Origin of the sequence: Micromonospora humi, assembly GCF_900090105.1 — a bacterium.
Lineage (GTDB): Bacteria > Actinomycetota > Actinomycetes > Mycobacteriales > Micromonosporaceae > Micromonospora > Micromonospora humi.
Genome location: NZ_FMDM01000006.1, coordinates 118641 through 136774 on the forward strand (window position 1 = coordinate 118641; position 18134 = coordinate 136774).

Annotated in this window: 20 protein-coding genes; 9 read left to right on the forward strand and 11 right to left on the reverse strand. The window is 73.4% G+C overall.

What is annotated here, in order from left to right:
- Nucleotides 1-61: 61 nt before the first annotated feature.
- The 6 genes from GA0070213_RS13655 to GA0070213_RS13680 all read right to left on the reverse strand — a co-directional run bounded on the left by GA0070213_RS13655 (nt 62) and on the right by GA0070213_RS13680 (nt 4515).
- On the reverse strand, nt 62-910 hold the full coding sequence (locus GA0070213_RS13655; RefSeq protein WP_091062679.1) for a GNAT family N-acetyltransferase: 849 nt from the start codon (nt 908-910) through the stop codon (nt 62-64).
- Between the two features lie 45 nt (nt 911-955).
- Nucleotides 956-1624: a hypothetical protein gene (locus tag GA0070213_RS13660; protein ID WP_091062681.1), complete on the reverse strand. Its 669-nt coding sequence runs from the start codon at nt 1622-1624 to the stop codon at nt 956-958.
- Nucleotides 1621-2025, reverse strand: coding sequence for a YbaB/EbfC family nucleoid-associated protein (locus GA0070213_RS13665; protein ID WP_091062683.1), 405 nt, complete (start codon nt 2023-2025; stop codon nt 1621-1623). Before GA0070213_RS13665 ends, GA0070213_RS13660 begins: the two co-directional genes overlap by 4 nt.
- Nucleotides 2026-2045: 20 nt before the next feature.
- Nucleotides 2046-3098, reverse strand: a complete 1053-nt coding sequence (locus tag GA0070213_RS13670; RefSeq protein ID WP_091062685.1) for a hypothetical protein — start codon at nt 3096-3098, stop codon at nt 2046-2048.
- Between the two features lie 73 nt (nt 3099-3171).
- Nucleotides 3172-3909, reverse strand: a complete 738-nt coding sequence (locus GA0070213_RS13675) for a TIGR03089 family protein (protein WP_091062688.1) — start codon at nt 3907-3909, stop codon at nt 3172-3174.
- 27 nt (nt 3910-3936) lie between these two features.
- Complete coding sequence (locus tag GA0070213_RS13680) at nt 3937-4515, reverse strand: TetR/AcrR family transcriptional regulator (RefSeq protein ID WP_091062690.1); 579 nt, start codon at nt 4513-4515, stop codon at nt 3937-3939.
- Nucleotides 4516-4603: 88 nt separating this feature from the next.
- Here GA0070213_RS13680 and GA0070213_RS13685 point away from each other — a divergent pair, with 88 nt between their 5' ends.
- Both GA0070213_RS13685 and GA0070213_RS13690 read left to right on the forward strand, forming a co-directional pair.
- Nucleotides 4604-4978, forward strand: a complete 375-nt coding sequence (locus tag GA0070213_RS13685) for a DUF4267 domain-containing protein (protein WP_091062692.1) — start codon at nt 4604-4606, stop codon at nt 4976-4978.
- 99 nt (nt 4979-5077) lie between these two features.
- Entirely contained in the window at nt 5078-6232 is a 1155-nt protein-coding gene (locus tag GA0070213_RS13690; protein WP_091062694.1) for a hypothetical protein, read from the forward strand.
- Here the strand turns inward: GA0070213_RS13690 and ligD (GA0070213_RS13695) are convergent.
- A complete protein-coding gene (gene ligD / locus GA0070213_RS13695; protein WP_091062695.1) occupies nt 6162-7073 on the reverse strand; it encodes a non-homologous end-joining DNA ligase in 912 nt (303 codons plus the stop codon). The genes GA0070213_RS13690 and ligD (GA0070213_RS13695) overlap by 71 nt on opposite strands.
- A complete protein-coding gene (ligD, locus tag GA0070213_RS13700; RefSeq protein WP_091062697.1) occupies nt 7063-8001 on the reverse strand; it encodes a non-homologous end-joining DNA ligase in 939 nt (312 codons plus the stop codon). Before ligD (GA0070213_RS13700) ends, ligD (GA0070213_RS13695) begins: the two co-directional genes overlap by 11 nt.
- Nucleotides 8002-8086: 85 nt before the next feature.
- On the opposite strand from ligD (GA0070213_RS13700), the gene ku reads away from it, so the two are divergent.
- A complete protein-coding gene (gene ku / locus GA0070213_RS13705) occupies nt 8087-9079 on the forward strand; it encodes a non-homologous end joining protein Ku (RefSeq protein WP_091062699.1) in 993 nt (330 codons plus the stop codon).
- A 56-nt stretch (nt 9080-9135) separates the two neighbouring features.
- Here ku and GA0070213_RS13710 read toward each other — a convergent pair whose 3' ends face one another.
- Nucleotides 9136-9528, reverse strand: a complete 393-nt coding sequence (locus tag GA0070213_RS13710) for a PPOX class F420-dependent oxidoreductase (RefSeq protein WP_091062701.1) — start codon at nt 9526-9528, stop codon at nt 9136-9138.
- 80 nt (nt 9529-9608) lie between these two features.
- Between GA0070213_RS13710 and GA0070213_RS13715 the strand changes: the two genes are divergently transcribed.
- From GA0070213_RS13715 to GA0070213_RS13735, 5 genes are all read left to right on the forward strand, one after another.
- Complete coding sequence (locus GA0070213_RS13715) at nt 9609-10259, forward strand: DUF4241 domain-containing protein (RefSeq protein ID WP_091062704.1); 651 nt, start codon at nt 9609-9611, stop codon at nt 10257-10259.
- Nucleotides 10260-10345: 86 nt separating this feature from the next.
- Nucleotides 10346-11050, forward strand: a complete 705-nt coding sequence (locus tag GA0070213_RS13720; protein ID WP_425412826.1) for an FKBP-type peptidyl-prolyl cis-trans isomerase — start codon at nt 10346-10348, stop codon at nt 11048-11050.
- Nucleotides 11051-11189: 139 nt separating this feature from the next.
- A complete protein-coding gene (locus tag GA0070213_RS13725; RefSeq protein WP_175441343.1) occupies nt 11190-12038 on the forward strand; it encodes an SCO6745 family protein in 849 nt (282 codons plus the stop codon).
- 28 nt (nt 12039-12066) lie between these two features.
- A complete protein-coding gene (locus GA0070213_RS13730; protein WP_091062710.1) occupies nt 12067-12720 on the forward strand; it encodes an HAD family hydrolase in 654 nt (217 codons plus the stop codon).
- A 66-nt stretch (nt 12721-12786) separates the two neighbouring features.
- Nucleotides 12787-13800: an NADPH:quinone reductase gene (locus tag GA0070213_RS13735; RefSeq protein WP_091062713.1), complete on the forward strand. Its 1014-nt coding sequence runs from the start codon at nt 12787-12789 to the stop codon at nt 13798-13800.
- Between the two features lie 175 nt (nt 13801-13975).
- On the opposite strand, the gene GA0070213_RS13740 is transcribed toward GA0070213_RS13735, so the two are convergent.
- Nucleotides 13976-15625, reverse strand: coding sequence for a long-chain fatty acid--CoA ligase (locus GA0070213_RS13740; protein WP_091062715.1), 1650 nt, complete (start codon nt 15623-15625; stop codon nt 13976-13978).
- Nucleotides 15626-15709: 84 nt separating this feature from the next.
- Between GA0070213_RS13740 and GA0070213_RS13745 the strand changes: the two genes are divergently transcribed.
- Nucleotides 15710-16201 carry an NUDIX domain-containing protein gene (locus GA0070213_RS13745; protein WP_091062717.1) on the forward strand — a complete coding sequence of 164 codons (492 nt, stop codon included), beginning with the start codon at nt 15710-15712 and terminating at the stop codon, nt 16199-16201.
- Between the two features lie 217 nt (nt 16202-16418).
- Here the strand turns inward: GA0070213_RS13745 and GA0070213_RS13750 are convergent, their stop codons facing one another.
- Nucleotides 16419-18092 (reverse strand): MDR family MFS transporter, encoded by a 1674-nt coding sequence (locus tag GA0070213_RS13750; protein WP_091062719.1) that lies wholly within the window; start codon nt 18090-18092, stop codon nt 16419-16421.
- Between the last annotated feature and the right edge of the window lie 42 nt (nt 18093-18134).

Here is an 18134-nt window from a genome sequence, read left to right on the forward strand (position 1 = left end):
GTCGGCGATCGCGCGGGCCACGCGCCCGTGGTCGCGCACCGACGACCCGACCCGGGCACGGTCAGCGGCGCAGGTAGCGGGCCCGACGGCCGGCGTCGTGGAACCCGAGCCGGCGGTACAACCCGGCCGCCGGATTGTCGTCGTTGACGCAGAGCCACGCGCCGTCCGCGCCCGCCTCGGCCAGGCCACCCAGCACGCGCGCCACCAGGTACGCGCCGATCCGCCGGCCACGCCAGTCGGGCACCACGCCGACCTGGTCGATCCAGTCGCCGAGCACGGTGACGAAACCGACCGCGTCCCCGTCCGGCCCGCGCGCGATCAGCGACAGCTCCGGCCGGAAGTCGTCGTCGTCCCGCAGGTCACCCAGCCACTCGTCCACCGCCGGCTCGGCGAACCCGGGCCGGTCGGCGAACGACGCGCGGTAGGCGCCGAACAGCTCCGGCCCGAGCGTCGCCGGCCGCACCGTCACGCCGTCCGGCGCGGGCACGTCGGGCGGCGCGTGGAGGTCGTGCCGCAGCACCCACTCGAGGAACGTCCGCGAGTAGCCGCGCGCGGTGAAGAGCGCCTCCGCGCCGGCGGTCCACGTCTCGGTGGTGAGCAGCAGGTCCGCGTCGGCCGCCTGCTCCTCGGCCCAGTCCAGCAGCCGGGCGCCGAACTCCCGCCCTCGCCAGGCCGGATGCACCAACCCGGTGGCGGTGGCCGGCGTGCGGTCCGCGTCGACGCTCACGGCGGCGACCAGGTCGCCGCCGCGCCAGGCGCCGAGGGTACGCGGTTGCAGCAGTCGCGCCCGCAGCAGCGGTGTGGTGGTGAGCAGCGGCAGCCCGCCGTCGGCGGCGAGGGCCGCCTCGGCCAGCCCGGCCAGCGCCGGCAGGTCCGCCTCGCCCAACTCCCGCCAGGTCAACCCGTCCACTGTTCTCCCGAGTGTTAAAAGGGGGCCCCGCCTATACCGGAGGCGTTAAGAGGGGGCCCCTCCTTGCACCCCTCCTTGCACGCCGAGTGCGGCGAGCAGGGCGCGGAGCTGGCGTTCGCGGCGCAGCCGGCCGACGTAGAGGCCGACCTGCCAGGCGGCCGGACTGTCCACCCGCTCGTTCCAGTGTCGAGCCAGCGTGCCGGCGTCCTCGTCGGCCAGCAGCGTCGCCGCCGCCTCGGACGGCAGGTCGAGGATGAGGAGCGGGCCACCGGGCCGGTCGCGATCCACCCGCACGCCGGGGAGCGCGGCGATCGGCAACCGCAGGTCCCACCAGGACGGGTCGGTCGGATCGGCGGCGGCGACCTCACCGGCCCACACGCCACGCAGCCGGCCCCGGACCTCCCCGTCCGCGACCGAGAGCATCGGGTGCCCGGCGCCGTACGCGTACCAGGTCACCGCGGCGAGGGTCAGGACCGGGTACGGCAGCGCGATCGCCGCCGCCACCACGAACGCGAGGACGTAGGGCAACGCCGAGCCGCGCCGGCCCAGCGGCGCGCCGACGATGACGAGCAGCACGAACGCGACCGCGGCGAGGGCGAGGAGCGGGAGCAGGATCGCCGGGCGCATCTGGTAGCCGGCGTGGACCGGGCGCAGCGCGCCGAGCACCCGCAGCAGCGGGCGACGCAGGTGCAGTTCCGCGGTCGCGCGGCTCATGACCGGCCGAGATCGGCGCGGAGCTGTTCGAGCTTCTCCCGCTGCGCGTCGACGAGCCGCTGGTACTGGGCCACCTGTTCGCGGGCCTGGCGGACGGCGTCGCCGCCGTACACGTCGGCGCCGCCGGTCATCTGCGCCACCACCTCGGCCAGCTTCGCGGCGGCGGAATCGGCGGCCCGGCCGCTGGCAGCGAGGATCGCCTCGCGCAGCTCGTACGTCTGCATCCGTCGGGTCTCCGCGGCCAGCTCGATGTCGACGAGGCGGCCGCTGGCGGCGCACGACGCCCGCACCAGCCCCGCATCGTCGCTGCCCTCGCCGGTGAGATCCGACATGGTGGCGGCGAACCGGTTGGCCTGCTCGGCCATGCCCTCGATGCGGCGCCGGGCGTCCGGGTCGATCATGGCGTCTTCTCTCGCACGGCTCAGGCGAAGTTCTCGCCGACGCGGAACTCGGTCAGGTCCGGAGTGCCGGCCGTGCCATCGTCCGGCAGCGTCATCAACTTGAGGAAGTCCTTGGCGAGGCCGTTGACCAGCGCCAGGGCCAGCCCGCCCACCGCGCCGACAGCCGCCACCATCGAGGTGACCGAGCTGGCCACGGCCGCCCCGGCCGCCTGGATGAGCGGTTCGAGGGCGACGGCGGCGCCGGGGATGAGCTCGGCGGCGCGCATGGCGATCAGCCAGGTCAGGAACGGCACGGTCATCGCGCCCAGGGCGATCCACAGGCCGCTGAGGGCGATCTCCAGGGAGTGCAGCGCCTCGCCGAGGATCCGGATGTACGCGCCGAGTTCGTCCAGGTGTGCCTTGAGCTTCGTGGCCATGATGACGAAGCTGTCCTTGCCCTCGCCCTTCCAGGTGCCGGTGGCGGCGGAGCAGATCTTGTCGAAGTTGGCGTTCAACGCCTTCTGGAGCTGGTCGCCGTGGCGGATCAGGTCGGCGCCGGCCTGGGCGATGCCCAGCGGGTTGGCGACGAAGAGCACGGCCCCGGCCAGGCCGATGACGAAGGTGGGGCAGAGCGCCGCGCAGGCCGCCATGCCACCGACGATCCCGCCGATCTCGGCCAGCGTGATCGTGGCGCCGACGGTGGCGGCGGCGCCGAGCGCCGCCGGGTCGGTGGCGAGTTGCGCGGTGCCCGTCCGGCCGTACGCGTCGCCGTAGGTGCCCATCGGGGCCGGCGTGCCGCCGAACCCGCTGACGTGCAGGTCCTCCGCGCGCTCGTACTGGTCGGCGACGACCCCGAGCGTCGCGCCGATCTGCCGGCACACGTCGGCCGCGCCGCGCACGTCGTCGATCAGGAACCCGACGTGCTGGATGTAGAGCGCCTCGAACGGCGACAGAGCGATGCCGAACCCGGGCGGGTCGATGACGCTGTCCCGGGAGATCTCCTCCGCCCGCTGCGCGTAGTCCTCGGCGACGGTGCGGCCCAGCGTCCGCCCATGGATGCGGACGTCGTCCGGATCCACGGTGAAATCGGCCATGATGCCCTCCCGGTGCGCTCCCCGGGCATGGTAGGCGAACCGATGCCCACCCGGGTGCCCCCCGATCTGCGGCTCAGAGGACGCGGGTGGCCCGGTCGGCAGCGAGGTGGGCGTCCAACCGGGAGTGGTCGAGGTGGGCGTGGACGACGACCGAAGCGCCCGCGGCCAGCGGGGCCAGCAGCCACTTCAGCGGCTGCTCGTGCGCGGCGGCGTCGACCAGCAGCCGGTCGCCGGGGCGCAGGTCGAGCTGCGTGGCGACCTCCGCGGCCAGGTGCCGCCACGCGCCGAAGCTGGTGCCGTCCGGGGTGGCCGGACCGGCCGGGTCGACGGCGGTGTAGTTCGGCGGGTCGGCGCGGTGGCGCAGCACCTCGGCCGACCAGTCCAGCCAGCCCGGCGGCACCTCGTCGAGCGGGCCCGGGCCGGTGCCGACCAGGTAGCGGTGGGTCCCCTCCGGCACGTCCTCCAGCCAGTCGTCGAGGCGTTCCGGGGTCACGAACACCGCGTCGTACGGTCGGTCCGCGCCCGGCTCCAGCACCGGCAGCCCGGCCAGCGCCCGGGGCCGGAAGGAGACCGTCAGCCCGACCGACCAGGCGCCGAGCAGCACCGCCGCGGTGCGCCAGTGCGGCGGCAGCAGCACGGCCACCCGGTCGCCGGGGCGCAGCCCGCAGCCGTCGCGGAGCAGCCCGGCGCTGCGGGCCGTCCATGCCCCCAGCTGCGCCGCGTCGAGATCGGCGCGCTCGCCGGTCACGTCGTCGCGGTAGCTGAACAGCGGCTCGTCGGTCGGCACGGCGGTGGGTACGGGTGCGGCCATCGGGTGCGCTCCTCCGTTGCGGTCAGCTCACCCTAGCCGGGCGAACCGGTCGACCAGGAGGGCCAGCCGCCGCTCGTGTCCGGCCCGTCGCAGCCGCCCGTTGCGCATCAGCGTGACCAGGCCGTGCAGCCCGCTCCAGAAGGTCTCGGTGAACGTCTCCAGGTCGTCGTCACCGGCGAACGGGCGCAGTGCCTCGGCCAGTTGGGCGAAGCCCCGGGCGAGGTCGACCGGCACCTCCTGACTGGCGAAGGGGAGCTCGACGGCGAGGGTGAACATCGCGTCGTAGAGGGCGGGCCGGCGCTCGGCGAACGAGACGTACGCCGCGGCGACGTCGGCCACCGTGCGGCGCGGGTCGGTCGCGTCGGCCCGGGCGGTGGTGAGGTCGTCGGCCAGGTTGCCGAAGCCCTCCACGGCGACGGCGGCCATGATCGCGTCCTTGCCCTTGAAGTGGCTGTAGAGGACGGGCTGGCTGTACTCGATCTCGGCGGCGAGCCGGCGGGTGGTGACCGCGTCCCAGCCCTCCGACTCGGCCAGGTCCCGGGCGGTGGAGATGATCGCCCGTTCGCGTTCCGCCCGCTCCCGCTCCCGGCGCGCCTGAATCGACATGACCGCCATCCTAGCACCGCTAGCCATCTTGCCAGCGCTCTGCTAGCGTCGCCTTCACATCTAGCAGCGCTAGCTTTTGGAGTCGGTCATGCTCAGCCCCCTCGCCTACGGGCTCGCCATCGTCCTCAGCCTCTTCATCACGTTCATCGGCGTCCGCTTCCTCGTGGCACCGCGCGCCTCCGCCGCCGGCTACGGCGTCCCGGCCGCGGAGGGCCAGGGAGATCCCGCCTACCTCACGGTCAAGGGCGTCCGCGACCTCACCTACGGCCTGGTCGGTCTCGCCCTGATCGCGTTCACCAGCGCCGAGGCGGTCGCCTGGTTCATGCTGGTCGTCGCGCTGGCCCCGCTGGGCGACACGGTCATCGTGCTCCGCCACGGCGGCACCCGGGCCGTCGCCTTCGGCGTCCACTTCGCCACCGCCGTGGTCGTACTCCTCGACGCCGCGCTGCTGTTCGCCCTCTAGAGCCGACGCCGACCGGATCCACGACCGTCGACTTTGGTCGTGGGTCCGGTCGGCCGACGGCCGTATCGACGGGCCGGCCGGCTACGGCACGGTTCGGGCATGACGACCGAACCGCTGCGCCGCCGGCTCGCCCCGGCGGTCGCGTTGCTGCTGCTCGCGCCCTGGACCGCGGAGTGCGTCTGGGGCGGCTTCACCCTCCTCGGCATGCCGTTCGTGGTGGTCCTGCTCGCCCCCATGTACGGCGGCGCCGCGCTGCTGATCCGGGAGACCGCCCGGCGCCTCGGGCTGGGCTGGCCGGGGATCGTCCTGCTCGCCGCCGCCTTCGGCGTGGTCCAGGCCGGCCTGGTCGACCAGTCGCTGTTCAATCCCGGCTTCCTCGACGACACCCAGTTCGCCGACACCCGCGCCGCCGCCGAGGCGACGCTGGTGCCCGGTCTCGGGTTCAGCGCCCGGCAGGCGGTCGACTACGTCGGCAACCACGTGGCGTTGACCATCTGCGCGGCGATCGCGCTGGTCGAGTCGTACCTCGGTGCGGCCCGCCGGTCGCGGCCCTGGCTCGGCCGTCCGGGGCTGGCCGTGACCGCGCTGCTCTGGCTCGGCGGCAGCCTGCTGGTCTTCGCCGACGACGGCGGCCGCAAGGGCTTCCTGGCCTCGCCGATCCAACTCGTCTTCGCCACCGGCCTGGCGCTGGCCCTGATCGCCGTCGCCCTGCGGCGGGCCCGGCGCCCCGCCGGCGGACCGCGCCCCGGCTTCAGCGGCGCGGCCGATCCGCGCCTCGCCACGGCCGGCGCGACCGGCCCGGGCGTCGACGCGGCGCGGTCGGCCGGCACCGGGTCGGAGCCCACGGTGGCCCACCGGCCGCCGGCCGCGCCCTGGCCGGTCTGGCCGGGGGCGGTGGTGCTGGTCGCCTACCTGGGCGCCGCGATCGTGCCGGGCTGGCCGGGGATCGGGCTGGCGCTCGCGCTCGCGACGGTCACCGCGGTCCTGCTCACCCGCTGGTCGCGGCGGACCGACTGGGGACAACGACACGTGCTCGCCGCCGGTTCGGCGAGCGTGCTCGCCGCGGCCGTCTCCGCGTACGACGTGCCGACCTACGCCCCGTCGAGCCCGGCGGCGGACCTGGTGGGTGACGTGGCCGTCAGCGTGCTCGTGGTGCTCCTGGTCGGCGGCGCGTGGTGGCGGCTCAGCCGGGCAGCTCGGGACCGCCGTCGAGCAGCGGCGCCAGCAGGTCACCCTGCTTCGCCACCCGCCTGAGCACCTCGGTCGCGGTCCAGGGGCGGGTCGACGGCCGCTTGCCGGCCGCACCCGCCTCCACCTCGTCCCAGGTCAGCGGCGTGGACACGGCCGGCACCGGCTGGGCCCGCAGCGAGTAGGGCGCCACCGTCGTCTTCGCCGCGTTGTTCTGGCTCCAGTCGATGAAGACCTTGCCGGGGCGCAGGTTCTTCGCCATCTTCGACACGATCAGCTTCGGGTGCGCCTGCTCCAGCTCCCGGGCGATCCGCCGGGCGTAGCCGGAGACCAGTTCCGCGTCCTGCGTGCCGGCGATCGGGCAGCAGAGCTGCATGCCCTTCTTCCCGGACGTCTTCGGGTAGGCGTCGACCCCGTCGTCGGCCAGCCGGTCGCGCATCAGCAACGCCACCTGGCAGCACTGCCTCAGCGCCGCCGGGGCGCCCGGGTCCAGGTCGACCACCATCACGTCCGGGTGCGCGCCGATCTTCCACTGCGGCGTGTGCAGCTCCAACGCGGCCAGGTTGGCCAGCCAGACCAGCGTGGGCAGGTCGTCGCAGACCACGTAGTCGATGGTCTCCCGCCCCTTGCTCGACCCGGGGGCGGGCAGGTTCTCGGTGCGTACCCAACCGGGGGTCGCGGCGGGTGCGTTCTTCTCGAAGAACGAGCCGCCGTCGACGCCGTTGGGAAAGCGGATCCGGGTGAGCGCCCGGTCGGTCAGGTGCGGCAGCAGCACCGGGGCGATCCGGGTGTAGTAGTCGATCACCTCGCCCTTGGTGAAGCCGGCCTGCGGGAAGAGCACCTTGTCCAGGTTGGACAGCTCCAGCGCACGCCCCCCGACCTCGACCTTGAACCGGTCAGCCGGCATCGTCGACCTCCTCGGGCGGCTTGTCCGGGCGCAGGCGCAGGATCCGCGGGAAGCGCAGCCGGCCGTCCGGCGTGCGCTGGCCGTACTTGACCTCCACCACGACCCGGGGAGATACCCAGATCGCACCCCGGGCATCCTCGCGCGGCACGCCCGCGGCGAACGGCGACGTGCCGCTGCGCAGCGGCTCCAGCTCACGCAGCAGCTCCCGCTCGATCGCCGCGCCGATCCCGCCGCCGACCCGCCCCCGGTAGACGAGCCGCCCGTCCGGCCCGGGCACGCCCACCAGCAGCCCACCGACGCGGCGCGCGCCGGGCCGCCAGCCACCGACCACGAAGTCGCCGGTGACCTCCAGCTTCACCTTCACCCAGTCCGGCGAGCGCACCCCCGGCCGGTAGAGCGAGTCGGCCCGCTTGGCCATCACCCCCTCCAGCCCGTGCTCGCCGGCCGCCGCCCAGGTGGCCGGGCCGTCGGTGAAGACCGGCGGCACCGCCCACCGCGCGGCGCCGAGCCCGAGCGACTCCAGCGCCGCCCGTCGCTCCCGCCACGGCCGGGCGGTCAGGTCCACGCCGTCGAGCCGCAACAGGTCGAAGATCATGTACGTGACCGGCACGGTCGCCGCGAGCCGGGCCGCCTTGGCCGGGTTGCGCACGTGCATCCGCTCGGCCAGCGCGGTGAACGAGGGCTGCCCGTCGGTGAAGAGCACCACCTCGCCGTCGAGCAGCGCGTCGTCGACCTGCTCGGCCAGGTTCAGCAGCTCCGGGTACGCGGTGGTGATCTCGACCCCGGACCGGGCGTAGAAGTGCCGGTCGCCGTGGGAGATGTCGGCGAGCGCGCGGACCCCGTCCCACTTGAACTCGTACGCCCACGCGGCACCGGCCGGGAGCTGCCCGGTCATCGCGAGCATCGGCTTCAGCGGCGCGCCGGGCACCTCTCGACTGTAGTTGCACGCCGAAGGGCGTGCGTCAGGTTCGATCGTTTGCGATTCTGGTGTTCAGCCGGGGAGAGGAGCGGGGATGCGGGCGATCTGGAAGGGAGCGGTGTCGTTCGGCCTGGTGTCGATCGGGGTGAAGGTCTATTCCGCCACCGAGGAGAAGGACATCCGGTTCCACCAGGTGCACCGCGAGGACGGCGGCCGCATCCGCTACAAGCGCACCTGCTCGGTCTGCGGCGAGGAGGTCACCTACGACGACATCGCCAAGGGCTACGACATCGGCGGCGGCGAGATGGTCATCCTGACCGACGAGGACTTCGCCGACCTGCCGCTGAGCACCTCGCACGCGATCGACGTGCTGGAGTTCGTGCCGGCGGAGCAGGTCGACCCGATCCTCTACAACAAGGCCTACTTCCTCGAACCGGAGGGCACCGCCACCAAGCCGTACGTGCTGCTGCGCGACGCGCTGACCGACTCGGAGCGGGTGGCGATCGTCAAGGTGGCGCTGCGCCAGCGGGAGCAGCTGGCCACCCTGCGGGTCCGCGAGGGGGTGCTGCTGCTCAACACCATGCTCTGGCCGGACGAGATCCGCCGGCCCGACTTCGGCTTCCTCGACGAGGACCTGAAGGTCCGCCCGCCCGAGCTGGCGATGGCCAGCTCGCTGATCGACTCGATGGCCGGCGAGTTCGAGCCGGACGCGTTCACCGACGACTACCGGGCCGCGCTGCAGGAGGTCATCGACGCGAAGGTGGAGGGCCGCGAGGTGGTGCAGCCGGAGGAGGAAGAGGCCGCGCCGGCCGCCGCGGTGGACCTGATGGCCGCGCTGAAGGCGTCGGTCGAGCGGGCCCGGGCGGCCCGGGGCGAGGCGCCGTCCGGCGGCGGGGCCGAGCCGACGCCGATCTCGTCGGCCCGCTCGGCGAAGAAGACCGCCGCGAAGAAGACCCCGGCCAAGAAGGCCGAGCCGGCGAAGAAGACCGCCGCCAGGAAGACCGCCGCGAAGAAGGCCACGGCGAAGAAGGCCGAGCCGGCGAAGAAGACCGCGAAGAAGGCTCCCGCCCGCAAGAAAACCGCCTGAGGTGCAAGGAGGGGGCCCCGCTTGACGTTTCCGGTACAGGCCGGGGCCCCTCGTCATCACCCGCGGCCGAGCTTCTCCGTCGGCGTGATCCGGACGATGACGCGCTCCTCGCCGGGACGCCGCCACGGGTAGGTGTCCTGGCCGAGATACTTCTTCGCCATCCGGTCGATGTGCTCGTCGGCGCCCTCGGTGACGAACTCGGCGGTGCCCTTGACCCACAGCGTGCGGAAGTCGTCCGCCTTGTCCACCACGGACACCGCGACCACCGGGTTACGGGCCATGTTCAGATACTTCTGCCGGCCCTTGGCCGTGTTGAACACGATGTGCTCGCCGTCGGTGTCCACCCACACCGGGGTGACGTGCGGGGTGCCGTCGGACTCGATGGTGGCCACGTGCGCGAGCTGCGGCTCGCCGAGCAGGGCCACATCTTCTTCGGTGAGGATCGCCATGGTCGAGAACGTACCCCGGTCGGTTGTCGGCCGCCGCCGGTACGCTCCGCCGGCCGTCAGCCAGCGAGAGGACCGTTCCGATGCCGTACACCCCAGATTTCGCGCGGCTGCTCACCCCGGGCGCCCGATTCGTGGACGGGACGTCCGAGCACGTGCTCGAGGCGTACCCGGCCGGTGAGGTGGTGCTGCCGACCGGGCATCTGGTGGGGTGCGATCCGCTGGTCTGCCCGGAGAGCGATCCGTACACCGTCTCGGTCGCGCCGGGCCGCTACCCGGCGCGCGCCTGGGTGTCGTCGGTGCGCCACGACGGCGGCGGGACCGACCGGCGGGTGGCGGCGCTGGAGGTCGTCGTCCGGGACGAGCCGGTCGCGCAGTGGGAGATGGCCGTCGTGGACGGCCAGGACGTCGGTGCGCTGGGACCGGACGACTTCTTCGGGTACGGCGTGGACGCCGGCACCGGCACCCTCGCCGACCGGGACGCCCTCGCCGTCGTCGAGGGCTGGGACCACGACCGGATCGAGGAGGTCTTCCTCGCCGAGGACGGGGAGCCCGGCCGCGGTCCGGTCCCCGGCCTGGTCGACGTGGTGGTGGACGAGGCGACCGGCGCGAACGTGCTGACGGTCTGGTCGGGTTGGGGCGACGGCTGCTACGGCACCTGGGTGGGTCGCGGCGCGGACGGCCGGGTCGCGAGGTTCGTCACCGATTTCATGGTCGTGCCCGCCGAGGGCTGAGGTGTGCGGAAGGGGCCCCGCCTATACCGAATGCGTTAAGAAGGGCCCCCGCCTTTCCGCACTGCGGGGGTGTGGGCGGGTACCGTTTGCGCGCATCCACCCACCTGCAGGGAGTCGACGTGAGCGAGCGTGTGGAGAACCGGTCGGAGGACCAGGCCGCCCCGGCCACCAAGGCAGGGCGGCGGCTGGCCGCCCAGCTGGCCGAGAAGAAGGCCGCCGAGGCGCGACGGCGCCGGCAGTCGATGCTGGGCGCGGCGGCCGGCGTGCTCGCCGTGGTGGCCCTGGTCGGTGGCCTCGTCTGGCTGAACAGCGGGGACGACGACAAGCCGGCCGGCAACGCCTCCGCGGCCAGCCCCAGCGCGCCCGCCGACCAGGTCGAGCCCAGCGCGCCGCCCGCGCCGGAGCTGCCCGCCAACATCGACCCGGCGCTGAAGACCAAGCCGACCGTGAAGCCCGGCACCGGCGAGCTGAAGAAGCTGACCGTCACCACCCTGGTCAAGGGCACCGGACCGGCGGTCAAGGCCGGGCAGACCATCACCACGAACTACGTGGGCGTCTTCTACAAGGACGGTAAGCAGTTCGACGCGTCCTGGGACAACGGCCAGCCGGCCACCTTCCCGATCGGCGTGGGCCAGGTCATCAAGGGCTGGGACCAGGGCCTGGTCGGTGTGCCGGTGGGCAGCCGGGTGCAGCTGGACCTGCCGGCCGCGCTGGCGTACGGCGACAAGGCCGAGGGCGGCCGTCCGGCCGGCCCGCTGCGCTTCGTCGTCGACGTGCTGGCTGCGCAGTAGATCACTCCAGGCTTCCGCCCGGTCACCCACCGGCAGTAGGTTCATGGTCACCGCGGGCGGTCCGACCGCTCGCGGTGACCTGCATACCGACGCGGAGGTGCACGTGGCGGCGCTGGACGACCCCGGGGTGGCCCGGCAGATGTGGACGCTCTTCGAGCCGGTCCACGCGGTGACCTACTTCCACCCGCGCGCCCGCGCCGCGTTCGAGGCGGTCGGGTTGCGCGGCTACTGGCGCGGCTACTTCGCCGGCCGGGCCGCGCCGCTCGGTGCGGTCGACGCGCCGACGGTGACCGCGGCGTTCTTCAGCTTCGCGCCGCCGATGGTGGCCCGGGCGCTGCCGTCGGTGTGGCGGCTGGCCGCCCCGGAGGAGGCCCTACGGGCCCGGCTCACCGGCGCCGTGCAGGCGCTCGCCGAGTTCACCTACGAGCTGCCCGAGTCGCACCTCGTCGAGGTCGCCGGCCTGCTGGAGGAGGCGGCCGGACGGGTGGACACGGCCGGGCGGGTGCTCGGCGCCGTCAACGCCGCCCTGCCCCGCGGGGAATACCCGCTGGCCCGGCTCTGGCAGGCCGCCGCCACGCTGCGCGAGCACCGGGGCGACGGGCACGTGGCGGCGCTGGTGGGCACCGGCCTGGACCCGGTCGAGGTGGTGGCCTGGCGGTGCCGGGTGGACCAGTTCCGCGAGTTCCACCAGCCGGCCCGGGGCTGGACCGACGAGGAGTGGTCCGCCGCCGAGGCGCGGCTGGTCGACAAGGGCTGGCTGACTGAGGACCGCGGCCCGACCGCGCACTCCACGGCCGCGTTCCGGGCCGTGGAGGAGGCCACCGACCGGGCCGCGTCCGGCCCGTGGCGGGCGCTGGGCGCGGAGCGTACCGGCCGGCTGCGGGAGCTGCTCGAACCGATCGCGACCCGGTGCCGCACGATCATCCCGCCGAAGGCCCCGATCGGCCTGCCGGCGCAGCGTTCCGCCGAGGCGACGCTGCCGAGCTGAGCCGGGCCGACTGGGGCAGGATGGCGGCATGGTGGACGCGGTGCTCTTCGACCTGGACGGCGTGATCGTGGACTCGGAGCCGGTCTGGGAGGAGGTCCGGCGGGCGTACGTGGCCGCGCACGGGGGCACCTGGCAACCCGACACGCAGCGGCGGCTGATGGGCATGAGCACCGGCGAGTGGGCCGGCTACCTGAGCGGCGAGTTGGGCGTCGACCGGTCGGCCGAGCAGGTCGCCACCGAGGTGGTGGCCGAGATGGCCCGGCGCTACGCGGAGCGCGTACCGCTGATCGACGGGGCCGACGCGGTGGTGCGCGGCGTGGCCGCGCGGTGGCCGCTGGGGCTGGCCAGTTCGTCGCCGACCCGGCTCATCGCGGCCGCGCTGGACGCGACCGGCCTGGCCGTCGCGTTCGGGGCGACGCTGTCGACCGAGGAGACCGCCCGGGGCAAGCCGGCGCCGGACGTGTGGCTGGCGGTGGCGGCGCGGCTGGGCGTCGACCCGGCCCGGTGCGTGGCGGTGGAGGACTCGTCGAACGGGGTCCGTTCGGCGGCGGCGGCCGGGTGCCGGGTGGTGGCGGTGCCGCACGGTTCGTACCCGTTGGATCCGGACGCCGAGGCGCTCGCGGCCGTGCTGCTCCCCTCGATCGACGCGCTCACCCCGGAGCTGCTGGACGGGTTGGGCTGAGCGAGGGCCGGCATGTTCGCGTGCGGTTCGGGTAGCGCATTCGACGACGACGGCGGAGGGACGGCGATGAGGGCGATCGTGTACGAGCGCAGCGGGGACGCCTCGGTGCTCCAGCTGGTGGAGCGGCCGGTGCCGGAGCCGGGGCCGGGCGAGGTGCTGGTGCGGATGGCCGTCTCGGGGGTGAACCCGACGGACTGGAAGGCCCGTGAGGTGTGGCCGCTGCCGGCCGGCTGGCAGATCCCGCACCAGGACGGCGCCGGGGTGGTCGAGGCGGTCGGCGAGGGCGTCGACCGGATCCTGATCGGCGAGCGGGTCTGGGTGTGGGAGGCGGCGTGGCAACGCCCCTGGGGCACGGCCACCGAGTACACCGTGGTCCCGGTCCGGCACGCGGTGCCGCTGGGTTCGGCCTCGTTCGACCTGGGCGCGGCGCTGGGCATCCCGTTCATGACGGCGCACCGCTGCCTGACCGCCGGCGAGTTCATGCCGGACAAGCTGCACGCCGGCGCGTTGAGCGACCACGTGGTGCTGGTGCAGGGCGGGGCGGGCGCGGTCGGCAACGCGGCGATCCAGCTCGCCCGCTGGGCCGACGCCTGTGTGATCACCACGGTGAGCACGCCGGAGAAGGCGCAGCTCGCCGCCGCGGCCGGGGCCGACTTCGTGATCAACTATCGCGAGCAGGACGTGGTGGAGGAGGTCCGCAAGGTCGCGCCCGACGGGGTGCACACGATCGTCGAGGTCTCCGCCGCCCGTAACGCCGCCGCCGACGTGCGGATCCTGCGGACGGGCGGCGCGGTCTGCGTCTACGCCGACGACGGCGGCGACGAGGTGACGTTGCCGATCCGGCCGCTGATGGGCCCGAACGCGCGCTGGCAGTTCGTGCTCGTCTACACCGCGCCGAAGGTGGCCAAGGCGCAGGCGGTCACCGACATCGCGGCGGCGGTGGCGCAGGGCGCGATCCGGGTCGGCGAGGAGGCCGGCCTGCCGCTGCACCGCCACCCGCTGGCCGAGACGGCGACGGCGCAGCAGGCGGTGCGGGACGGCGCGGTGGGCAAGGTGCTGGTCAGCACCGCCGACGAGTAGGCGATTTCCCCGACATCGGGACAGAGGCGAACAAGTTTCGCAACAATGGCGGTGCGGGTCACCCCGTAACGGACGGGCGGCCCCGGCGCGGTGCGAACGCCGGGGCCGCCCTCTGGGAGGAATGTCCGTTGGAAACATGTTCCTACCCGTGTTGGCGACGGTACGCCGGAAAGTGTTACGGCGCGGTCAGTTCCCGCACCTCAAGGCCGCCGTCGGCGTAGCGGGAACGCACCACCTTCTTGTCGAACTTGCCGACGCTGGTCTTCGGCACCGCGTCGATGAACGCCCAGCGTTCCGGCAACTGCCACCGGGCCACCGAGCCGGCCAGGAAGTCCCGCAGCTCCTCGGCGGTCACCGAGGCGCCCTCGCGGACCACCACGGTGGCCAGTGGCCGCTCGTCCCACCGCTCGTCCGGCACGCCCACCACGCACGCCTCCAGCACCGCCGGATGGGCCATCAGGGCGTTCTCCAGCTCGACCGAGGAGATCCACTCGCCGCCCGACTTGATCACGTCCTTGGCGCGGTCGGTGAGCGTGATGTAGCCGTCCGGCGAGAGCATGCCGACGTCCCCGGTCCGCAGCCAGCCGTCCCGGAACTTCTCGGGGTCCGGCACGTCGTCGCCGACGTACCGGGCGGTCACCCACGGCCCGCGGACCTCCAGCTCACCCACGGACGTCCCGTCGGCGGGCAGCGGCTCACCCAGCGGGCCGACGATCCGCGCGGCCACCCCGGCCGGAACGCGGCCCTGGGTGTAGCGGTAGCGCCAGGCGTCGTCGCCGGTGGCGCCGGCCGGGGCGCGGGACACCGAGCCGAGCGGGGACATCTCGGTCATCCCCCAGGCGTGGATGACATCGATGTGGTGCCGGTCGTGGAACGCGTGCATCAGCGCCGGCGGGCAGGCCGAACCGCCGACGATCACCTCGGTCAACGAGGAGGTGTCCACGTCGTGGCCGTCCAGGTAGGCCAGCAGGTCGGTCCAGATGGTCGGCACCGCGCCGGCCAGCGTGGGCCGCTCGGCGGCGATCATCGCGGCGATCGGCTCGGCCTGGAGGAAGCGGTCCGGCATGATCAGCGAGGCGCCGGAGAGGAACGCCGCGTAGGGCAGACCCCAGGACATGGCGTGGAACATCGGCACGATGGCCAGCTCCCGGTCGCCCGGGCCGAGGCCGAAGCCCTCCGGCATGCAGACCTGGAGCGAGTGCAGATAGATCGAGCGGTGCGAGTAGGCCACGCCCTTGGGGTTGCCAGTGGTCCCGGAGGTGTAGCAGAGCGCCGCCGCGTCCCGCTCGTCCACCTCCGGCCAGTCGAAGACGTCCGGCCGGTCGGCCAGCAGCGCGTCCCAGTGGTGCACGGTGATCCGGTCGCCGGCCGCCGCCACCAGCGGGGCCGGGTCGCCGCCGCCGACCACCACCACGTGCCGCACCGTGGACAACTCGCCGATCACCCGGGCGAGCAGCGGGATGAGCGTGCCGTCGACCAGCACCACCCGGTCCTCGGCGTGGTTGGCGATGTAGGCGACCTGGTCGGGGAAGAGCCGGAGGTTGAGCGTGTGCAGCACCGCGCCCATGCTCGGCACGGCGAAGTAGGCCACCAGGTGCTCGTTGTTGTTCCACATGAAGGTGGCGACCCGCTCGTCACCGGTCACGCCGCACTCGTCGCGCAGCGCGTGCGCCAGCCGGGCGGCGGCGCGGCCCACCTCCGCGTACGTCATCCGGCGGGGCTCGGCGCCGGTCCAGGTGACCACCTCCGCCGCGCCGTGCACGGTGGAGCCGTGTTCGAGGATCCGGGAGACCTGGAGAGGGGCGTCCATCATCGTGCTACGCATGGGTAACAACGTAGTGTCGCCGTTCACACCAACGGAACCCCCGGAACGGCCGAGGCGGCCGGGAATGCTGCGTAGATTGTCCGGGTGAGCATCTCGTGGGCCGACTCGTACGTCGGGCAGCTCCGCGCGCTGGCCGGTGACCGCACCCTGATGTTCGTCGGTGCCCGCGCCGTGGTGCGCGACAACGCCGCCCGGGTGCTGCTGATCCAACGCTCCGACAACGGCCAGTGGGCCCTGCCGGCCGGCGCCATGGAGCTGGGCGAGTCGATCGCCGACTGCGCGGTGCGGGAGGTCCGCGAGGAGACCGGCCTACGCGCGCTGCGGGTCAGCGCGTTCGCGCTCTACACCGGCCCGGACCGCACCCACACCAACATGTACGGGCACACCTACCAGGTCTTCACCACCGCGTTCCGGGTCGACGAGTGGGACGGGGAGCTGTCCCGGTTCACCGACGAGACCACCGACGCGGGCTTCTTCCACCCGGCGGAGTTCCCCACCCCGCTCTCGTCCAGCGTGCACGAGACGCTCGCCGACCTGGACGTCTTCGAGCAGACGAACCGCCTGATCCTGAAGTGACGCTGCTCCGGCAGGCGCACGGCGTGTCGTGGCGCTCGGCGTGTCGCGCCGCGAACAACAACGCTCTTTTCAGCGGTATGACCCTGAGGCATAAATATGCCTCAGGGTCATACCGCTCTTGAGTGGGCATCGTTCGCGGGCGCAGCGGGAGGCGCTATGCCCTGGACGTGGCCCGCTCCTGGACTGCGCAGGAACGGGCGTCGCCGTCGCCGTCGCGTCAGAGCATCGTCTGCGACTTCGCCTCCATCTCGGCGGCGGCCTCGTCCTTCGACTCCTTCGGCAGCGGCTTGCCACCCGGAGCGGCGGCCTTACCGCCCAGCGGGTCGGCGCCGCCGGTGGCGCCCTGCGGGCCGGCGCCGCGCAGCTGGTGGTTCGGCATGGCCAGGGTGACCAGCACCGCCAGCACCGCGACCAGTCCGGTGGTCAGGAAGACCAGGTGCAGCGACTCGACGAACGAGGCCTGGATGGCGGCGCGCACCGGCCCGGGCAGGGCGAGGATCGTCGCCGGGTCGTTGATCGAGATGTTCTCCGTGCCGCCGGCCGCCACCGCCGCCCGCTGCCGCGGCGGGAGCTGGGCGAGCGCGCCGGGCAGCCGGTCCGCCAGCGCGGAGCTGAGCCGGGTGGACAGCACCGCGCCCAGGATCGCCACCCCGAACGAGCCGCCCAGCGACCGGAAGAACGTGGCCGAGGAGGTGCCGGCGCCCAGGTCGCGGACGTCCACCGCGTTCTGCACGGCCAGGATCAGCGACTGCATGCACAGGCCCAGCCCGACGCCGATCACCACCATGTAGCCGAACGCGAGCCAGAGCGACGTCTCCACCTGGAGCTGGCGGAACAGCAGCATGCCGGCCACCAGCACCGCCGAGCCCACCACCGGGAACCACTTGTACCGGCCGATCCGACTCATCGCCCGGCCGGTCAGGATCGACGTGACGATGATGCCGGCCATCATCGGCAGCATCAGCAGACCGCTGCGGGTCGGCGACGCGCCCTTGACGATCTGCAGGTAGAGCGGGATGAAGATGATCGACCCGAACATCACCAGGCCGAGCACGAAGCCGGCGGAGTTGGCCAGCGCGAACGTGCGGCTGCGGAACAGCCGCAGCGGCAGGATAGGCTCCCGGGTCCGGGCCTCCTGGAGCAGGAACGCCACCCCCAGCACCGCGCCGGCGACGAACAACCCGACGACCACCGCCGAGCCCCAGGCGTACGAGGTGCCGCCCCAGCTCAGCGCCAGCAGCAGGCAGCTCACGCCGACCACCAGCAGCGCCGCGCCGATCCAGTCGACCGTGTGCTCGCGACGCTGGAACGGCACCAGCCGCATGACGTGCCAGCACACCACGATGGCGAGGATCGCCAGCGGCACGTTGAGGTAGAAGATCCAGCGCCAGTTGGTCTCCGCGAAGTAACCGCCGACCAGCGGGCCGGCCACCGACGACAGGCCGAACACCGCACCGAACAGGCCCTGGTAGCGGCCTCGTTCCCGGGGCGGCACCACGTCCGAGATGATGACGAACGCCAGCGTCATCAGGCCACCCGCGCCGAGGCCCTGCACGCCTCGGGTGACGATCAACTGGGTCATGTCCTGCGAGAGCCCGGCCAGCAGCGAGCCGAGCAGGAACGCGCCGATCGAGAAGAGGAAGACCGGCCGGCGCCCGTACAGGTCGGCCATCTTGCCGTACAGCGGCGTCGAGGCGGTCGACGCCAGCAGGTACGCGGTGACCACCCAGGAGTAGTGGTCGATGCCGCCCAGCTCGCCGACGATGGTGGGCAGCGCGGTGCCGACGATGGTCTGGTCGAGCGCGGCCAGCAGCATGCCGGTCATCAGACCGAACATCAGCAGGCGGATCTGGCGGGCGGGCAGGGCGGGACGGGCGGTCTGGGCGGTCATCCCGCTTCCTATCCCACCGGGGGCGGATCATGCCCCCGGTGG

Bases quoted from the DNA above. Each gene is read 5' to 3' on its own strand.
- GA0070213_RS13685 (WP_091062692.1), top strand. From the start codon at position 4,604: ATGCTCAGCCCCCTCGCCTACGGGCTCGCCATCGTCCTCAGCCTCTTC.
- ligD (WP_091062695.1), bottom strand. From the start codon at position 7,073: ATGCCGGCTGACCGGTTCAAGGTCGAGGTCGGGGGGCGTGCGCTGGAG.
- GA0070213_RS13715 (WP_091062704.1), top strand. From the start codon at position 9,609: ATGCCGTACACCCCAGATTTCGCGCGGCTGCTCACCCCGGGCGCCCGA.
- GA0070213_RS13740 (WP_091062715.1), bottom strand. From the start codon at position 15,625: ATGCGTAGCACGATGATGGACGCCCCTCTCCAGGTCTCCCGGATCCTC.
- GA0070213_RS13670 (WP_091062685.1), bottom strand. From the start codon at position 3,098: ATGGCCGATTTCACCGTGGATCCGGACGACGTCCGCATCCATGGGCGG.
- ku (WP_091062699.1), top strand. From the start codon at position 8,087: ATGCGGGCGATCTGGAAGGGAGCGGTGTCGTTCGGCCTGGTGTCGATC.
- GA0070213_RS13710 (WP_091062701.1), bottom strand. From the start codon at position 9,528: ATGGCGATCCTCACCGAAGAAGATGTGGCCCTGCTCGGCGAGCCGCAG.
- GA0070213_RS13665 (WP_091062683.1), bottom strand. From the start codon at position 2,025: ATGATCGACCCGGACGCCCGGCGCCGCATCGAGGGCATGGCCGAGCAG.
- GA0070213_RS13750 (WP_091062719.1), bottom strand. From the start codon at position 18,092: ATGACCGCCCAGACCGCCCGTCCCGCCCTGCCCGCCCGCCAGATCCGC.
- GA0070213_RS13725 (WP_175441343.1), top strand. From the start codon at position 11,190: ATGTGGACGCTCTTCGAGCCGGTCCACGCGGTGACCTACTTCCACCCG.
- GA0070213_RS13690 (WP_091062694.1), top strand. From the start codon at position 5,078: ATGACGACCGAACCGCTGCGCCGCCGGCTCGCCCCGGCGGTCGCGTTG.
- GA0070213_RS13730 (WP_091062710.1), top strand. From the start codon at position 12,067: ATGGTGGACGCGGTGCTCTTCGACCTGGACGGCGTGATCGTGGACTCG.
- GA0070213_RS13660 (WP_091062681.1), bottom strand. From the start codon at position 1,624: ATGAGCCGCGCGACCGCGGAACTGCACCTGCGTCGCCCGCTGCTGCGG.
- GA0070213_RS13680 (WP_091062690.1), bottom strand. From the start codon at position 4,515: ATGTCGATTCAGGCGCGCCGGGAGCGGGAGCGGGCGGAACGCGAACGG.
- GA0070213_RS13675 (WP_091062688.1), bottom strand. From the start codon at position 3,909: ATGGCCGCACCCGTACCCACCGCCGTGCCGACCGACGAGCCGCTGTTC.
- GA0070213_RS13735 (WP_091062713.1), top strand. From the start codon at position 12,787: ATGAGGGCGATCGTGTACGAGCGCAGCGGGGACGCCTCGGTGCTCCAG.